This is a genomic window from Amycolatopsis azurea DSM 43854 (assembly GCF_001995215.1).
Classification (GTDB): domain Bacteria; phylum Actinomycetota; class Actinomycetes; order Mycobacteriales; family Pseudonocardiaceae; genus Amycolatopsis; species Amycolatopsis azurea.
Genome location: NZ_MUXN01000003.1, coordinates 174,221 through 190,803, shown reverse-complemented (window position 1 = coordinate 190,803; position 16,583 = coordinate 174,221). Strand labels below are relative to the sequence as shown.

At 70.6% G+C, this 16,583-nt stretch carries 15 protein-coding genes; 9 read left to right on the top strand and 6 right to left on the bottom strand.

Features of this window, described 5'->3' with window-relative positions:
• Positions 1-3 precede the first annotated feature (3 nt).
• Positions 4-330: a hypothetical protein gene (locus B0293_RS06335; RefSeq protein WP_005158171.1), complete on the bottom strand. Its 327-nt coding sequence runs from the start codon at positions 328-330 to the stop codon at positions 4-6.
• Positions 327-692, bottom strand: a complete 366-nt coding sequence (locus B0293_RS06330; protein ID WP_005158172.1) for a YbaB/EbfC family nucleoid-associated protein — start codon at positions 690-692, stop codon at positions 327-329. Before B0293_RS06330 ends, B0293_RS06335 begins: the two co-directional genes overlap by 4 nt.
• Positions 693-830: 138 nt before the next feature.
• On the opposite strand from B0293_RS06330, the gene B0293_RS06325 reads away from it, so the two are divergent.
• From B0293_RS06325 to mycP, 3 genes are read left to right on the top strand one after another with little or no spacing between them, the layout of a single operon-like run.
• The gene (locus tag B0293_RS06325) at positions 831-1,175 is read left to right on the top strand and encodes a hypothetical protein (RefSeq protein WP_005158175.1); all 345 of its coding nucleotides are present in this window, start codon (positions 831-833) and stop codon (positions 1,173-1,175) included.
• Complete coding sequence (locus tag B0293_RS06320) at positions 1,172-2,134, top strand: DUF6177 family protein (protein WP_245191959.1); 963 nt, start codon at positions 1,172-1,174, stop codon at positions 2,132-2,134. Before B0293_RS06325 ends, B0293_RS06320 begins: the two co-directional genes overlap by 4 nt.
• A 4-nt stretch (positions 2,135-2,138) precedes the next feature.
• On the top strand, positions 2,139-3,425 hold the full coding sequence (gene mycP, locus B0293_RS06315) for a type VII secretion-associated serine protease mycosin (RefSeq protein WP_005158183.1): 1,287 nt from the start codon (positions 2,139-2,141) through the stop codon (positions 3,423-3,425).
• 430 nt (positions 3,426-3,855) lie between these two features.
• Here mycP and B0293_RS06310 read toward each other — a convergent pair whose 3' ends face one another.
• Both B0293_RS06310 and B0293_RS06305 read right to left on the bottom strand, forming a co-directional pair.
• Positions 3,856-4,149 carry a hypothetical protein gene (locus B0293_RS06310; protein WP_005158185.1) on the bottom strand — a complete coding sequence of 98 codons (294 nt, stop codon included), beginning with the start codon at positions 4,147-4,149 and terminating at the stop codon, positions 3,856-3,858.
• Positions 4,150-4,174: 25 nt separating this feature from the next.
• On the bottom strand, positions 4,175-4,477 hold the full coding sequence (locus tag B0293_RS06305; RefSeq protein ID WP_005158188.1) for a WXG100 family type VII secretion target: 303 nt from the start codon (positions 4,475-4,477) through the stop codon (positions 4,175-4,177).
• Positions 4,478-4,611: 134 nt separating this feature from the next.
• Between B0293_RS06305 and B0293_RS06300 the strand changes: the two genes are divergently transcribed.
• The 5 genes from B0293_RS06300 to B0293_RS06280 are packed head-to-tail and all read left to right on the top strand — an operon-like array spanning position 4,612 to position 11,937.
• Complete coding sequence (locus B0293_RS06300; RefSeq protein ID WP_005158191.1) at positions 4,612-8,568, top strand: type VII secretion protein EccC; 3,957 nt, start codon at positions 4,612-4,614, stop codon at positions 8,566-8,568.
• A 27-nt stretch (positions 8,569-8,595) separates the two neighbouring features.
• Positions 8,596-8,976, top strand: a complete 381-nt coding sequence (locus tag B0293_RS06295; protein WP_005158201.1) for a hypothetical protein — start codon at positions 8,596-8,598, stop codon at positions 8,974-8,976.
• 10 nt (positions 8,977-8,986) lie between these two features.
• Positions 8,987-10,339 (top strand): hypothetical protein, encoded by a 1,353-nt coding sequence (locus B0293_RS06290; RefSeq protein ID WP_005158202.1) that lies wholly within the window; start codon positions 8,987-8,989, stop codon positions 10,337-10,339.
• 10 nt (positions 10,340-10,349) lie between these two features.
• Positions 10,350-10,766, top strand: coding sequence for a hypothetical protein (locus tag B0293_RS06285; protein WP_005158203.1), 417 nt, complete (start codon positions 10,350-10,352; stop codon positions 10,764-10,766).
• A gap of 10 nt (positions 10,767-10,776) precedes the next feature.
• The gene (locus tag B0293_RS06280) at positions 10,777-11,937 is read left to right on the top strand and encodes a hypothetical protein (protein WP_005158205.1); all 1,161 of its coding nucleotides are present in this window, start codon (positions 10,777-10,779) and stop codon (positions 11,935-11,937) included.
• Positions 11,938-12,020: 83 nt separating this feature from the next.
• On the opposite strand, the gene eccB is transcribed toward B0293_RS06280, so the two are convergent.
• Together eccB and eccD are read right to left on the bottom strand one after the other, a co-directional pair.
• The gene (eccB, locus tag B0293_RS06275; protein ID WP_005158207.1) at positions 12,021-13,454 is read right to left on the bottom strand and encodes a type VII secretion protein EccB; all 1,434 of its coding nucleotides are present in this window, start codon (positions 13,452-13,454) and stop codon (positions 12,021-12,023) included.
• A gap of 4 nt (positions 13,455-13,458) precedes the next feature.
• A complete protein-coding gene (gene eccD, locus B0293_RS06270; protein WP_005158209.1) occupies positions 13,459-14,841 on the bottom strand; it encodes a type VII secretion integral membrane protein EccD in 1,383 nt (460 codons plus the stop codon).
• A 102-nt stretch (positions 14,842-14,943) separates the two neighbouring features.
• On the opposite strand from eccD, the gene B0293_RS06265 reads away from it, so the two are divergent.
• Entirely contained in the window at positions 14,944-16,359 is a 1,416-nt protein-coding gene (locus B0293_RS06265) for a serine/threonine protein kinase (protein ID WP_005158210.1), read from the top strand.
• Positions 16,360-16,583 lie beyond the last annotated feature (224 nt).

Below are 16,583 nucleotides of genomic sequence, written 5' to 3'. Positions count from 1 at the left end.
GTTTCACCGGTCGTACTGGCCGGCTGCGGCGGCGTCAGTGGCCTCGTAGGCCCGCACCGCCTGGCCGCCGTTGTCCGCCAGCTGCCGGTAGATACCCGGGACCGGGTCCATGGCACCGACCACCGCGGTCTTCGGTTCCGCGTAGAAGGCGGTGAAGGCACGGCCGAGCGGGCCGCCGCCGATCTGTCCTGGGGCGTCGATCTTGCCCCGCTGCGACGACCAAGCCTGTTCGAGGACGTCCCCGGCGGCCCGCAGCCGGCTCAGTTGCCCCATCGTCTCCACGGGAGACATGTCGATCTTCCCGTCCTTGTCGCGATCGATGCCGCTCACCGGACCCTCCGGTCCAATTCGTGCAGCAGCGGATCGAACCGCAGATCCGTCGTCTCGCGGGTGGCGTCGGCGGGAAGGAAGCCCGCGACGATCTCCATGACCTCTTCCTGGGAGCGTTCGACGGCCCGGTGGAAGGTCTCGGTGATGTCCTTGGCCAGTGCGGCCGAATCGGGCGACCGGTAGATCCGCGGGTCCAGCCACAGTTCGATGAGCTCACCGGCGCCGCCGACGGTCACGCCGATCAGCCCGTCGTCCGACTCGGCGGTGGCGCGGATGCGGGCCATCCGCCCTTGGGTGGACCGGATGTCGTCGGCCATCCGGCCGTACTCGGCCCGCATGTCCAGCGGGAACGGCGATTCCATGGCACCTCCCCTTGTTCTCGTCCTCGCCAGCTTGTCGGCGCCGGATGTCTCGCGGGGCCGCGTGACCGGTTGCTGTCACCGGGACTCGTCGCGCCGCTTCGCGCACGACCATGGGAAATGGAGAAAGGAGCCGACCGGATGACCTTCGAAGTGGTAGGCCTGTGCCGCCGGGAACCCGATGCCGACACCCTGGTCTCGGCGATCCGGGCCGCGAGCCCGCTGTCCGAAGTGGACGTCGACGAAGACCGGATGCTGTTCCTGCTGCGGCATCCGGATGGAGGGGTGCTGCTGGCCATCGAGAGCGGGCGGCTGGTCCGGGTGCCCGGCGAGACGCGGCGGCTGCTCGGCGTGGACATGCCGTCACCGGTGTGGTGGGTGGAAGGCCGGGCCCGGGACGGGGACCCCGAAGCGGAAACCGCGGCACGGGAGTTCGCCGCCTCCCTGGTCGCCACCACCGGCGGAACGGCGTGGTCGAGCCGATGACCGGACATCCCGCCGCCGACCGCGCCACGTCCGAAGCCCTCGTCGTCGAACAGTTCCGCGACGTGGTGCCCGCTTCGACCTGGCTGGTCGACGCGGCGAAGACCGCCGTCGACAGTGGACGGGTCCTGCAACTGGTCACCGGCACGCGAAGCGGTCTCACGTACCCGCTCGAGTCGCTGCTCGCCGACGCGCGCGCCGGTTGGGTCGTCCGCGACGACTTCGGTGAGTATCGCGACGGCTTCCTGGGGCTTCCCTTGGCCTGGAACGGCCTCCGGTTCGTCCCTGGCCAAGGTGCGACGATCCCCGAGCCCCGGGAGTATTCGCCGGGCGGCGGGGATCTCGAGGTCCGGATCACCACGTCCTACCCGGCGGGGGAACCACTCCGGATCGGCCGGAGCGCCGAGATCGCGATGCGGGCGATCACCGGCGCCGGGCCGCTCGGCTGGGGCGTCGCGGAACCGGTGACCGAACCCTGGTCGGCGTCCGAGGTTTCGGCTCATTGCCTCGTCCGGGCGCCGCGGCCCGCCTCACTGGTCATCACCGGGGAAGGCGTGACGGGGCGGCTTCAGGTGTCGCAAGTGGACGAAGACGTCGTCGAGGAGCTGCGGCTCAGCGGTCCCCTGGCAGGCTCGGTGGACACCCGCCGCGTCGAAGACCTCGCCGCCGAATGCGCGGGCACCGTGACGCGCATGGTCGTCGCCGCGCATCCCGGCCGGGTCCACGGTGTGCGCGGCACGGTCCCCGCGCCACCCGCGCTGCCCTACGGAGTCCTTTTCGGACACGAGGTGGTCTCGGCCTTCGGCGTGGCGCACGCGCAGCGGACCCCGGCCGCGCGGGTGAAACTCCTCGGTGCCGGTGCCCGCAAGGCCGTCTGGTGCCGGTTCGACGGCGGCGCTTCGGCACCGTTCGAGCAACTCACCGACATCCTCCACCACTACGGCAAGCCCATCGGGAGCTGAACCAGTGAAGCGGAACCAGGTGGCCGCGATGGCCGCCGTGCTCGCCATGACGGCCCAGTTCTTCGGAACCACGCCCCCGGCCCTGGCGGCTCCCCCGTCCGGTGCGTGTCACACCCCGGAACCGGCACGGTCCGCGGTGCAGGCGCAACCCTGGGCGCAGCAGGTCGTCGACCCACGACGGGCGTGGCCGCACAGCCGGGGCGGCGGGGTGCTCGTCGCGGTGGTCGACTCCGGTGTCGACGCGGACCACCCGCAGCTCCAGCGGCCGGGGAAAGTCCTTCCCGGCCGGGACTTCTATCTCGCCGGGAGCTATCCCGGCGCGTTCGACTGCGTGTCGCACGGCACCGGCGTCGCGGCGATCGTGGCCGCGGATCCGGTGCCCGGTATCGGTTTCCACGGAGTCGCGCCGGACGCGCGGATCCTGCCGGTGCGGATCAGCGATCGCGATGTCGGCGACCAGGGCGAATCGCTGCGGATCGATCCGCAGGTCGTGGCGAACGGGATCCGGTACGCCGCCGACCAGGGCGCCAGGGTGCTGAACCTTTCGCTCGCCGGGCACGAAGACTTCGCCGTCATCCGTGACGCCGTCGCGTACGCGGTCGCGCGGGACGTCCTGGTGGTGGCCGCGGCGGGCAACGCGCAGAAGGACGCGACCACCGAACTGCCGTCCTATCCGGCCTCCTATCCCGGCGTGCTCGCGGTGGGCGCGGTGGACATCGACGGCGCGCGGATCCAGGGTTCCCAGATCGGCCGGTACGTCGATCTGGTCGCGCCAGGGGCCAAGGTGCTGACCGCGACGCGGGTGGCGGGCCACGCCTATGTCGACGGCACGAGTTTCGCGGCGCCGTTCGTCACCGGCACGGCGGCACTGGTGCGGTCGGCCTGGCCCGGCCTGAGCGCCGCCGAGGTCGCGCAACGGCTGGTGGCGACGGCGGCCCCGGCACGCGGCGGTGAGGGCAGTCCCGCCTACGGCGCCGGGCTGATCGACCCGTACCGGGCGGTGACCGACGGGCTCGATCCGCAGAAACCCGCCGCCCTGCCCGCGTTCGTCCCGCCGGCGCCCGACCAGGCGCGGCTCGACCGGGAGGCCGGTGACGCGCGGACGGCGGAGCTCGCGAAGTGGCTCACCGTCGCCGCGGTGAGCGGAATCGTGCTGGCCACGCTGATCGCGGTGCTCGCGCCCCGGGGACGGCGTCGTCGCTGGCAGCCCGCCCTCGCGGCCGCCGTGCCGGATCGGCCCGCCGTCGTCGAACCGCCAGAACAGGTCTTCCTGGTCTCCGACGGTTCGTGAGCGCCACGACCAGTACAGGGGTCATCCGGGTTCGGGGTCGGACCGAAAGGCGTGACTCGCGTGATCAGACGCCGAACTCGCGTGTTTGGAGGCGGAACTCGGTGTGCGGTGTCTGATCACGCGAGTTCCGCCTCTGATCACGTGTGTGCGGTGTCTGCTCACGCGTGATCGCCCTTTCCGGCAGCGCCGAGTGTTGCGAAAGCCACTTTCGCAACCTTGAACGTTGCGAAAGTGGCCTTCGCAACGTCGGCCTGCCCACCGGTCCGCGGGGGCGCGGAGGCGCGGAGGTCGTGAGTGGTAAGTGTCGTTCTAACGACACTTACCACTCACGACCCCCTGCACCGACCACTCACCGGCACCCTCACCCACCACCCGGACATGGAGAATCCCCGGAGCGCGACACTCCGGGGATTCTCCGTACTTCGACGGGTCAGCTGAAATAGGCGCCGCACTGCTTGACGCAGTTCTCATAGCCGTACGCCGACGAAGTCGTCGCACTGCCCTGGTGCTGGCCACGCTGGATGTCTTCGCCAGCGATCTTGTGGTCCTGCATCGTCTTGGCGTGCATCTCGTCGTTGTTCTGGCCACCCCAGAAGTCCTGCGAAAGCAACGCCTGGCGCAACTGGTCGTCCAGCGACTGCCCGTGCTGGTCCATGGCGGTCTTCAAGCCACCGGCGATCGCGTGGAGGTCACCGAAATTCGCCGCGACAAGTCCGTCGGCCATTTTCTTCCCCTTTCGGTCAGCAGGTCTAGATGACCTGCGAGATGGCGGTGGTCCCCGAGTCGTCCGCGTCGGAGTAGCGGGTGGCCACCTGGGTGATGTTGTCGGCCATGACGTCGATCCTCTGGGTGTTCGTGCCCCAGTTCCCCTGCCTGGTGAATTCCACCCCCTCGAACGCCTTGCTCGCCTGGCCGTGCCAGCCCGAACTCAAGCCCTGGATGCTGCTGAGACTCGACTGCACCTGCGCGTTGATGTCTTCGCCGATGGCCCTGGTCTTCAGGCCGAACGAGGCCATCTCCGGTGTGGCACCGTAGATCTGGTCGTAGCTCACGTCTTCCTCCGTTCCACGACGTAGGTGATCTCTTGCTTCTGCCAAATTAGTGAGCGATCACGGCGCTTTCCGGTGGTCGGCAGCTTCCTGCCAGCCCGGTCCCCCGGCCACCCCGGTGGCCGACGATCGGTGGCGTGTCGACAGTCGTGGTGAAGCGCCCCACCCGCAGGCCGGGTCCGGAGATGCCGTCCGGCGAGCTGATCCTTCAGCCACCGCCGGAGATCCCGCCCCCGCCCGGGCGCCAATGGGCCCAGGTGCTGATGGTGCTGCCGATGGTGGCGATGACGGCCGGGATGCTGCTGATGTATTCCGGCAGCATGGGCGGGTCGATGCGGTTCGCCATCTACGGGATCATGGGCGTCGGCATGCTCGGCATGGTCGTCATGGGTTTCCTGCAGGGCGGCGGCCCGAGCAAACGGGAGATGGGCCACGCCCGCCGGAAGTACCTGGGGCATCTCGCCCAGCACCGGTTGCGGCTGCGGCGTTCGATCCGGAAACAGCGCGAGGCGATGGAGTACCTCCACCCGGATCCGGCCACCTTGTGGTCCCTGGCAGGCAGTTACCGGCTGTGGGAGCGGCGCAAGGAGGATCCGGACTTCGGTGTCGCCCGCCTCGGGCTGAGCGCGCAGGCCCCGGGCACCACCTTGGTCACGCCCGACACCAAACCGCTCGAAGAGCTCGAACCGCTGTCCGCGCTGGCGCTGCGCCGGTTCATCACCACCTATTCCACTGTGGACAGGCTGCCGATCGCCATCGCGGTCAACGGCTTCAGCCGGGTCTACCTGCGCGGCGACCGGGCGGCCGCGCTCGGCATGCTGCGCGCGACGCTGAGCCAGCTGGCCACCCTGCATTCCCCGGACGATCTCCGGATCGCGGTCTGCGCCGGTGAGGAACACCGCGCGGACTGGGAATGGACCAAATGGCTGCCGCACGCGCTGCACCCCGAACGCACGGACGCCCTCGGACCGCTTCGCCTGGTGGCGCCGAGCATCCCGGCGCTGGAGTCGATGCTGGAGGAGGAACTCGCCAAACGGCCGAGGTTCGATCCCGAATCGGACGTCCGGCTGCCCGGGCCGCATCTGGTGGTGGTGCTCGACGGCGGAGCGGTCGCCGGCTCCTCCCATCTCATGACCGGGGGCGGCGTCGAAGGGGTGACCGTCGTCGACCTGACCACCATGCCGCCGCGGGCGCTCGACCGGACCACCGTCGTGCTCGCCGTCGACGAGGGCGGCGACCTGCTCAGCGAGACGATCGACGGCGAGGCGCCACTGGGCAAGGCGGACGCTCTGGGCGCCGTCGCGGCCGAAGGACTCGCGCGGCAGCTGGCACCGCTGCGGCTGACCGCGGGCATGCGGGGCGAGACCCCGATGAGCACCGAACTCGGCCTGGCGGAACTGCTGGAACTGGGCGACCCCTACGAATTCGACCCGGCCGACACCTGGGAGCCGAGGCCGAACCGTGACCGGCTCCGGGTCCAGTTCGGCATCCAGGCCGACGGCGCCCCGATCGAACTCGACCTCAAGGAATCGGCACAGGACGGCATGGGGCCGCACGGTCTGCTGATCGGCGCCACCGGCTCCGGCAAGTCGGAACTGCTGCGCACGCTCGTCCTCGCGCTGGCTGTCACGCATCCGCCGAGTTCGCTGAACTTCGCGCTGGTCGACTTCAAGGGCGGCGCCACCTTCGCCCGGCTGGACGCCTTGCCGCACACCAGCGCGGTGATCACCAACCTCGCCGACGAACTGCACCTGGTCGACCGCATGACCGACGCGATCAACGGCGAACTGATCCGTCGCCAGGAGTTGTTGCGGGCGGCGGGAAACTTCTCCTCCTTGCGCGACTACGAGAAGGCGCGGGCGGCGGGGGCACCGCTGCCCGAGGTGCCGACGCTGCTGGTGATCTGCGACGAGTTCTCCGAACTGCTGTCCGCCAAACCCGACTTCATCGACATGTTCGTCCAGATAGGACGCGTCGGACGGTCTCTCGGCGTGCATCTCCTGCTCGCGTCGCAGCGCCTCGAAGAGGGCAGGCTGCGCGGTCTGGAAACCCATCTGTCCTACCGGGTCGGGCTCCGCACCTTCTCCGAGATGGAGAGCCGGGCGGTGCTCGGGGTCACCGACGCCTTCAAACTTCCGCGCGCCCCCGGGCACGGATTCCTCAAGGTCGGGACCGAGACGATGGACCGGTTCCGCTCCGCCTACGTCTCCGGGGTGTACCAGCGTGCCACCGGCGGGGTCGCCACCACGCCGGGAGAACGCCTGGTGTTGCGCGAGTACACGACCGCCTACGTCGCCGAGGAGTTCGACGTCGAGCCGGAGGAGACCGCCGAACCGGACGAAGACACCGCCGTCGGCGAGACCTTGCTGGACATCCTCGTCGACCGGCTGGAAGGCCAGGGCACGCCCGCCCATCAGGTCTGGCTGCCGCCGCTGGACGAATCCCCGACCCTGGACGCGCTGCTGCCCCCGCTGGTCGCGGATCCCCAGCGTGGTCTCACCACCGGGACGAGCGGTGCGCTGCGGCCGGTGCTGGGCATCGTGGACCGCCCGTTCGAACAACGACGCGACCCGCTGACGCTGGACCTGAGCGGCGCCGCGGGACACGTGCTGGTGCTGGGGGCGCCGCAGACCGGGAAGAGCACGGTCCTGCGCACGCTGATCACCAGCCTCGCGCTCACGCACACCCCCCGGGAAGTCCAGTTCTACTGCCTCGACTTCGGTGGCGGGAAGCTCACGTCGATCGCCGGTCTGCCGCACGTCGCGGGTGTTTCGGGCAGGCTCGACACCGGCGCCGTCCGGCGGACGGTCGCCGAGGTGGCGACGATCCTGGCCCAGCGGGAGCGGATGTTCGCCGAGCACCAGATCGACGGCATCGCCACCTATCGCAGGCTGCGCGCCGAGAACCGGTTCCCGGCGGAACGGCACGGCGACGTCTTCCTCGTCATCGACGGCTGGCAGACCCTGCGCAACGACTTCCCCGAGCTCGAGGAAACGGTCGGCGACATAGCCGGGCGCGGGCTCTCCTACGGCGTGCACGTGGTGGCGGGCTGCTCGCGGTCGTTCGATCTGCGGATGAACGTCCGGGATCTGTTCGCCAGCAGGCTGGAACTGAAGATCGGCGATCCGATCGACTCCGTCATCGACCGGCGTGCCGCGATGAGCGTGCCCGCCGACTCACCGGGACACGGCATCGCCATGAGCGGGCACCAGATGCTGATCGCGCTGCCCCGGATTGACGGCGTCACGGAGGCGGACGACCTCGCCGACGGCGTCGGGACACTCGTCGAAGCGGTGAAGTCGGCTTGGCCGGGTGAGCCCGCGCCGTCGGTCCGGCTGCTGCCCGGAATCCTTCCCTACGAGGAACTTCCCGCCACCGACAGCAAGACTGGCGACGAGGCGGGGCTCGCTGTCGGGATCCTCGAACGGGACCTTTCGCCGATGCGGCTCGACTTCGCCGCCGACCCGCACTTCTTCCTGCTGGCGGACACCCAGAGCGGCAAGACGTCGTTCCTCCGGGTGCTCGCCAAGCGGATCCAGACGGCCTACCGGCCCGACGAAGCCCGCGTCATCCTGATCGACCATCGCCGGAGCCTGCTCGGCGAGGTCGGCGAGGAGCACCTCCTCGGCTACGGCACCAACGACGAGCTCAGCGGGCGCCTGCTCGCCGAAACCGCCACGGCGCTGAAGAAACGGCTCCCCGGGCAGGACGTCACACCCGAGCAGCTGCGGAAGCGGAACTGGTGGTCGGGGCCGGAGATCTTCATCCTCGTCGACGACTACGACATGGTCGCCACGCACAAGGAACATCCGCTCATGGCGTTGCAGCAGCTGATCGCGCAGGGCTCTGACATCGGCCTGCACGTGGTGCTGGCCCGGCGCACCGGTGGCGCGGGACGCGGGCTGTTCGAACCCTTCCTCGGCAGGCTGCGGGAAGTCGGCACGCCCGGACTGATGATGTCCGGCGACCGCGACGAAGGCCCGCTGCTGGGCGGGATGCGGGCGCAGGTGCTGCCGCCGGGTCGCGGCTGGCTGGTGGATCGCCGCGGCCAGAAGGACTTGGTGCAGCTCGCGTGGCTGCCCCCGCAGGACTGACCCACCGAAACGACGTGAGGAGTGACGATGAGCGGTGACGGCATCAAGGGCGACACGGACGCCATGCGGGAGTTCTCCGCGCTGATCTCGGCGAGCATCGAGGCGACCCCGGTCAGCCCCATTTCCCGGATCAAGGACTCGACACCGTGCCCGGGCGGGCTTTTCGACCTCTGCCAGCATCTCACGAGCACGGAGAACGAAACCATCCCGAAGCTCCAGACCTTCATCACGATGGTCGAGCAGGGTTTCGCGGCTTACGCCTCGTTCGTCCAGCAGACGGCCATGAACTACATCCGGGCCGATGAAGCGGGCAGGCGGGAGATCTTGACCGCTTTCGTCACGCGGCCGGCGGGAGACCTCCCGGAGATCGATCCCCGGTTGCTCGACCCGCGTGCCGGACAGCGCTGAGGAGATCGTCATGGCGTCCATCGAGGACATGTACCAGCAGATCTACAACGAGGTGCAGGGCCACATCCCCAAACTGGTGGTCACCGGATGGCTGTGGCGGGAGGCCAGGACCTGGCTCGACGAACAGGCCGCTCTGCTGCGCAGGCAGGCGAATCAGCTCGTCACGCAGGACAGGTGGCCGGACGCGGCGGGACGGCAGTTCTTGGACAGGGTGAACACGGACCTCGCCACCATCAGGTCCTGGACCGACCCGGGCTCGAAGGTCACCGTCGGGAATCACGTCAGCAAGTCGAACGTGTTCGACACCATGAACGCGCTGGACAGCGGGCTGTGGGCCGCCCAGCGCGCCGCGGAGAAACAGGTCATCCACTACAACGGACTGTCCGATGAGGAGAAGAACAAGCAGCGGCAGGGCATCGAGGGGAACATCGCCGGCGAGATCACCAAGCTCACCCCGCTGTACCAGGCCGCGATCCAGGGGTTGAAGAGCGCCGTCGGCGTGCCCTGGACAGGGCCCAGAGCGGCCACTTCCCGGCAGAGTCAGCCGGGTCCGGCCTCGAACCCCGGCCCCTCCTCGGCTTCCCCCAGTGCCGCACCGTCGCCCACCGAGCCGCAACCGCAGGAACCCGCCCCCACGGAGAAAGAAGCGCCGGGGACGACGGATCCGCTCAAGGACGCCCTCGAAGCGGCGCCGGGAGCTTTGGACGCGTTGAGCCAGCTGATGCAGTCCACACAGGATCTTCTCGGCGGCGGAACGGGTTCTCCCAGTCCTTTACCGGTCGCCCCGGTCGATCCGCTCGGCCCGGGTGATCCGCTCTCGCCCTTGGGAAGGGTAGAGCCGCTCGACCGGCTCGGCGACGGTACGGATCCTTCGGGCCTGCCGAGTCTCGCCGGTGGCGGGGTGAGCCCCGTCGGTGGTTCCGCCGCCGGAGGATCGCCGTCCCCGATGGCTCCGTCCGGCCCGACGCCGCCAGGAGGAATCGGCGACGCCGTCGCGCCGATGGCGACGTCCTTGTCCACCAAGGGTTCCGGCGGCGCGAGCGCGTCCGGCAGTCCGGGCGCGATGCCGCCGGCACAGCAGCAACCGCAGCACGGCGGAGCGAAAACGGGCGGCGGGATCAAACCGGGTGCCGCGGAGCACGCGGCCACCGGACGGTCCCGCGAGCGGAAACCCGGTGCGACACCGGGGGTTTCGCTGCTCGGCCGGTCCGGGCGCGGGCGTCCGGTCACCCGGGCCGCGGAACCGGCCCCCGCACCCCGGCGGTGGGACCAGGAGAACGAGACGGTCCAGCTGCTCGACGAAGAGTTGTGGCAGGTCGAACAGGAAGACACCAAGGGTCCGCGCTACCGCGCCGGACAGTGAGGAGGGGTAGATGCCCGATCGAATCAACGCGGATACCGAGTCGATGAGCGCTTATTCGAGCAAGCTCACCGCACCGGAAATGCCGCCGTCACTCGCGCGGCTGGGGACACCGCCGAATCTGACCGGTCTCTTCGAAGGCATCGCGATGTCGGTGCTGGACAAGGCCGCCACCGCGAGTGTGGCCGCCTTCATGGCGAAGATGACCGAAGAGATGGTCACCGACTCGGCGAAGGTCAAGGCCGCCGCGCTCACCTACAGCGCGGCCGACGTCACCAGCGCCCTCGAACTGGCCACGTCCGCCACCAAGGTGCTCAAGCAGGGCATCGACCTGGTGAAGAAGACGGCCGGATCCGGGCAGCAGCAACCGTCCACCACCGAGAAACCGGCCGACCAGCCTGTGGGCGACGCCCCACAGGACCTTGTCTGAGGAGCTGATCATGGCTGTTCCCTACAATCTGCTGCCGATCGAGGCGCATCTGGCGATGATCACCGCCGAACAGGCCAACATCGCCGTTCTCACCGACGCGGCACGCATGTGGACCGAATCCCGCGCCTGGATCGAAAACGCTTCGGCCGAATTGCACACGCGGGTGGGCGAGCTGTCGCCGACCTGGCAGGACGACGCCGGCCGCGCCCACGAAGAGAAAGCTCAGCGCTCGCTCGCGGAGCTCAAGTTCTGGGGTGAGCGCATCGACCTGGCCCAGCCCGCCGAAACGCTGACGACGCTGGCGGGCGGGATCCAGGAGACCATGCAGGAGGTGTCGCTTCTGCACAGTCAGTACATGGCGGCGATGAGCAGCCCGCTCACCGCTTGGGCGGCTCCGCTCATCCAGCAGGCGTCGGGCGCGCGGATGACCGCGCTCGGCGCGCAGTTCGACATGTCGATGCTCAAGGTCGTCTCGGCTTCCGGGATCCAGCAGCCGGACCACATGATGCCCGAGATGCCGCAGCCGGCCGCGGAGGGGAACTCCCCCGCGGACTTCATCAAGGCGGCCGAAGCGGGGATGAACGCCCTTTCGGAACTTCAGGGACTGGCCGAATCGGCCGGTGTCGGCGGCGGGAGCGGCGGAACCCTGCCGGAGGGCTCGCTGCCGAACATTCCCGGCTACGACGGATCTTCCGGGGTTTCGCTCGCCGGGCTCGCGCCGCTGCCGACCGCGGCCGGAGCGGTCCCCGCGCTCGGCGGGCTCGGCGGGCTGCCCGGCGGTTCGGGGGCGCCACCGGTGCCGACCGGGCTGCTCGGCGGTATCGGTGTGGCAAGCGGGATGGCGGGTCTCCCCGTGGCGGCCAAACCGATCGGGACGAAGAAGGCGCCCAGCCTCGCTTCCGAGATCCAGCCGGGAGCCGCGTCCCCGTCCACCGCGAAGGCGGCGGCCACTCCGATGTCGCCGATGTCGTCACCGCACACCGGCGCGCAGAACACGGCGAGCACGCTTCGTCCCTCTTCCGGCGACCAGCCGACGGGGCGGAACGGTTCGGCCAAGCGCGCGTCGTCCGGGAAGAGCGACGGGGTTCCGGCGAAGCTGCGCGGCCGGGCCGCCAACACTCCGGAGGCCGGGTTCACACTGGCGCGCGGACGGCGGCCGGACTCCCGCTGAGCCGAACACGACGAAGGGAGCTTTCCCCGCATGTGATGCGGGGAAAGCTCCCTTCGTCGTGTGAGACGCGGGGAAAGTCCCCTTCAGCCGCCCAGGGTCTGGCGCCGGGCGGCGGCCGGGTCGAGGCTCGGTCCCTCGGGCAGCCGCGCCACCAGACCGGCGGGCAGCCGGACCGGACGCGCGGACGGGTACCCGAGCATCTTGAGGACATCGGGCGAGGCCAGCGGATAGCGGCGCCCCATGTCGGTCACGACGGTCAGGGTCCCGGCGGGTGCCTGCGCCGAAGGCATCGCCTCGACGAGGATCGCGCTGCCCGGCGGCACGTGGACGCGGTCCGCGAGCGGGGTCCCGCCCGCGGTCCGGCGGGCGGTGGTGGACATCGGATCCGCGGTGGGCAGCGTGGGATCGACGGTCAGCGAAGGGGCCGCGGAGCCGTCACCGAAGGAGGCACAGACGGTGGCGTCCTGATCGCGCAGGCGCGCGATGGCCGGACGCGTGGCCGGCGCGGCGCCCGCTTCGGCCTGGATCGGGTCCAGCTGCCGTGACATGGTCGCCAGCGAAGGCGGCAGCGGCACGGTCTGGGGTTCGGTGCCGGGGTAGGCGGCCATCATCTGGGCGCTCGCGCGCTGGACGTCGTACTGCAGTTCGGTGATCGGCCGCAGCGCGTCCCGTTCGGCGAGGTAGTGCTGCTGCCCGCCGCCGGAGGTCCGCACCATCAGCAGCATCCCGTTCCGGATGTCGCTCCGGCCCGGTACCGCGGTGGACACCTCACCCGCCGCCGCCACCGGGAGCGGGCCGATCGGCGCGCCTTCCGGGAGGACGTCGAGCCAGGCCCTGCCGACCCGCGCCCAGGGCTCGGCGGTCAGCGCCAGGCCGGTGCCGACGGCGCCGTAGTCGTTGATCCGGTGCCGGTGCCCGCGCCAGACGACGAACCGGTCGCCGGTCGACGTCGACTCCACCAGCAGCGCCTGGTCTCCCAGTTCCGCGCCGCCGGACGGCGAGACACCCGCCAGCAGCACCGATTCCTCGATCCGGCTGCCCGCCAGGTCGCTCGCGGGCGCGGAGCACAGCGACCACGCTCCGGTGAGCAGCTTTTCGGGGCCGGGCAAGCCGTCCGGCGCGTCGGCGATGCCGATCCTGGGCCCGCGCGGGACTCCGGCGAGCGAATCGCGCGAAACCCGTTCCGTGGTGCCGTGTTCGCCGAGCAGCAGCAACGCGGACGCGTAGTTCGCCACCGGATGCAGCCGCTCGTCCAGGTAGACGTAGCGGGTGCCGCTCTCCTTCTCCACGATGACGGCGGCGTTCTTGCGCCAGGCGTTGTTCCCGCCGGGCACGATCATCCCGTAGACCCCGACGCACGCCAGCGCCACGATCGCCACCGCGATCCCGGCGAACGTGGCGCCGGACGGACGGCGGAACGGCGGCTGCTCCGGGTCGGTCTCCCTGGTCACGAGCGCGGAAATCGCGCGCTGCACCAGGAACTGGTACGCCTGGAGCTGATCTCGTTTGGACGCCATGGTTTCAGCCCCCCAGCCCGCGCACGTAGCCGTACAGACCGAGCACCGAGCACGCCACCGGGACGACGGCGATCATCACGAGGATCTCGAAGTATTCGGCGATCCGGCCGAGATACGGGTTCGCGGCGCGGGTGCTCAGCACGACACCGGAGGCGATCACGCCCGCCGCCACCGCCAGCGACAGCGGCCCGGCCAGCACGAGCAGCAGCGAGCGGTCCGTCATGAGCGGACCCGCGAGCAGGCAGCCGGCGCCGAAGATCCCGGTCACCAGCAGCAGCGAGCGCTGCCGCAGGATCGGGTACAACCGTGCCCGCACGAGGAAACCGGCCGTGAGCAGGGCGACGAGGACGACGGCCGCCTCGCTGTCGCTGCGGATGAGCTGCAGCTGGCAGTACATGACGACGATCGCCGCGCCGCCGAGCATGCCGGTGAGCAGCGCGTCCGCCCTGGCCACGGCGGCGTGCACGAGGTCGAGCGGCGGCTGCGGATCGTCGCGGACGAGGTCCGCGGTCGACCGCGGCAACACCGGCATCGGCACCCGGCCGAGCCGCAGCGCCAGTGGCGCGAACGTGGTCGACAGCGCGAGCACGCCGCCGCCGATCACCGCCGCGGACCGGTAGCCCGCCAGGTCGTCGAAGGTGGCCAGCCAGCCGCCGAGCACCCCGAGCAGGCCGACGGTGGCCGCCCCGGCGAACAGTTCCGGCGCGGCGGTCACCCCGAGCCGGCCGACGACGGCCGCGAGCAGCAGCGCCGCGCTCCCCAGCAGCAGATGCCCGGCGGACAGTTCGCCGATCGCGTCGTCGCCTGCCAGCACCAGACCGCCGCCGGTGAAGGCGAACGGCAGCGCGACGGCGGCGAGCACCGCCCCGGCCCCGGCGTCACGCAGCGCCCGCGCGAGCAGGACGCCCGCGGCCAGCAGCAGCGCGGAGACCGCCAGCGCCCAGGACGCCGGGGATGTCCACGGCGGACCGGCACGCAGCACCGCGAGCAGACCGAACGACATCGCCACCGCGCCGGCGGCCAGCCCGGTCCACCGCGTGTGCCGCGGCCCCCAGGCCTTCCCGGTGCGGCCGGAGCCGGTGGCGATCGCGTCCACGAGGTCGTCGTACTCGGGCTCCGGCCATTCGGCGCGGCGCGGCGTCAGATGGAGGATCTCCCCGTCCCGGACCCGGTGCGCGCCCAGCGTCCGGTCCAGATCGAAGGCCGTCCCGTCGGCGCGGCGCAACTGCCAGCCGCCGCCGGGGACCCCGTCGTCGGCCATGCCTTCGCCCGCCCGCGCGAGCAGTCCGGGGAGGATTTCGGCGACGGACGCGTGTTCCGGCAGCGCCATGTCGATGCGCCGGTGCGGAGTGGTGATGGTGACCCTGACCAGGCCGGCAGTCTGCATGGGAAAAGACTCCGCCGCCGAGGGGTCCGCCGGGCCGTCACGGCAGGAACCTGCCGCCGGGAAAGCACGACGGATCCGGCCTTCTTGCGCGACAATGGGGTCATGGACATCGAGACCAACGGCGGACCGAGGCTGCTCGCCCAGGGCCCCGTCGCCACCGTGTTCGCGGGCCGGGATCCCGCCACGGGCAACGACTTCGCGGTCAAGATGTTCCCCGGCTCCTTCGACCGCGAGACGACGTCGTGGATCGAACGCGAGCGGAAGGCGCTGGCCGCGGTGCGGTCGACGAGGTCGGTCGTGCAGATCGACGAGATCCTCGCCCATCCCGACGGCCGGTCCGGTTTCCGCCGTGAACTGTTCCCTGGTTCACTCGCGAATCTGCTGGATTCCGGTACCCGGCTTGCCGTTCCCGACGTGCTCGCCCTCGGTGCCGCGATCGCGTCGGCGCTCGCCGCGGCGCACGGGGCCGACGTCGTGCACGGCGGCGTGAGCCCGCACAACGTGCTCTACCGCGCGTCCGGCGAGTTCGTGCTCGCCGACTTCGGCGTGGCCCTGCGGCGGCGTTTCCCGCGCGATCCGATGTACGCCGTCGAGTACACCGCGCCGGAAACCCTGCGCGACGACACGCTTTCCCCCGCGTCCGACCTTTATGGACTCGGCGCGGTGCTCTACGCCGCGTTGACCGGCACGCCGCCCTTTCCCCGGCACACCGGGCAGCAGCCCGGCGAGCGGATCCTCCAGGTGCTGCGGGAACCGGTCGCGCCGATCCGGGATCCGGCCGTCCCGAACGAGCTCTCCGCGACGATCTTCCGGTTGCTGGCCAAGGAACCGGCCGACCGGCCACCGGACGTCGCGTCGCTGGCCCGGCAGTTCACGAAGCTGCGCCTGCCCGGCGGCGAGGTCGCCGGCGCGGAATCCGCCGACGCCCCGAGCGAAGACGAACCCGAGGTCGAGTTCGACGACTTCGCCGAGATCCACCGGCCCGCCGCCCCGGCTCGGCCGGTCCCCGCCGCGCCGGTCCAGGTGGTGCGAACGCCGCCGTCGGGCGGGCGCACGCTGATCCGCGAATTCAGTGGCCCCCTCAAGACCGAACGCCGGATTCCCTGGCGGCCCATCGCGCTGGCCGGCGCCGGAGTGCTCGTCGCCGGGCTCGCCGTCGTCCCGCTGTTCCTCGGACCGGCGGAGATCGGCGGACAGGCCGTCCCGGTGGCGGCCGCGATCCCGCCGCCGTCACCGGCTTCCGCGCCCGCCCCCGACGTCAAGCTGGCGCTCGCGCCGCCGCAGGACCAGAGCGATCACGTGCAGCTGACCTGGACCGCGGTGGGCGATCTGGACTTCGTGGTGATCATGGCGGGCGAACGGCTGGAGACCAAGCAGCTCGTCGCCCACCGTCAGCGCAGCCTGGACGTCCCGGTCGACCCGGCGCGCCGGTACTGCTTCCAGCTCCGGGCGACCGACGGCCGCCACATCTACACGACCGAACCGGTCTCGATCCGCGGCGCGCGCTGCAACCCCTGACTCAAGTGGGTCGTGAGGTGCGGACTCAATGTTGCGAAAGCCACTTTCGCAACATTGAAGGTTGCGAAAGTGGCTTTCGCATCACCTCCGGGACATGGCACCCCACAGGACACCTATGGCTTACGGCTCAAGAGAACCTTGATCGCCCTGCCCGCCAGACCGCGCTGGGCCGAGGTGGTCGTGAGTGGTAAGTGTCGTTAGAACGACACTTACCACTCACGACC

Coding starts and splice junctions, on each gene's coding strand:
- B0293_RS06330 (WP_005158172.1), bottom strand. CDS start 692: ATGGAATCGCCGTTCCCGCTGGACATGCGGGCCGAGTACGGCCGGATG.
- B0293_RS06325 (WP_005158175.1), top strand. CDS start 831: ATGACCTTCGAAGTGGTAGGCCTGTGCCGCCGGGAACCCGATGCCGAC.
- B0293_RS06320 (WP_245191959.1), top strand. CDS start 1,172: ATGACCGGACATCCCGCCGCCGACCGCGCCACGTCCGAAGCCCTCGTC.
- B0293_RS06310 (WP_005158185.1), bottom strand. CDS start 4,149: ATGGCCGACGGACTTGTCGCGGCGAATTTCGGTGACCTCCACGCGATC.
- B0293_RS06295 (WP_005158201.1), top strand. CDS start 8,596: ATGAGCGGTGACGGCATCAAGGGCGACACGGACGCCATGCGGGAGTTC.
- B0293_RS06290 (WP_005158202.1), top strand. CDS start 8,987: ATGGCGTCCATCGAGGACATGTACCAGCAGATCTACAACGAGGTGCAG.
- B0293_RS06285 (WP_005158203.1), top strand. CDS start 10,350: ATGCCCGATCGAATCAACGCGGATACCGAGTCGATGAGCGCTTATTCG.
- B0293_RS06280 (WP_005158205.1), top strand. CDS start 10,777: ATGGCTGTTCCCTACAATCTGCTGCCGATCGAGGCGCATCTGGCGATG.
- eccB (WP_005158207.1), bottom strand. CDS start 13,454: ATGGCGTCCAAACGAGATCAGCTCCAGGCGTACCAGTTCCTGGTGCAG.
- eccD (WP_005158209.1), bottom strand. CDS start 14,841: ATGCAGACTGCCGGCCTGGTCAGGGTCACCATCACCACTCCGCACCGG.
- B0293_RS06265 (WP_005158210.1), top strand. CDS start 14,944: ATGGACATCGAGACCAACGGCGGACCGAGGCTGCTCGCCCAGGGCCCC.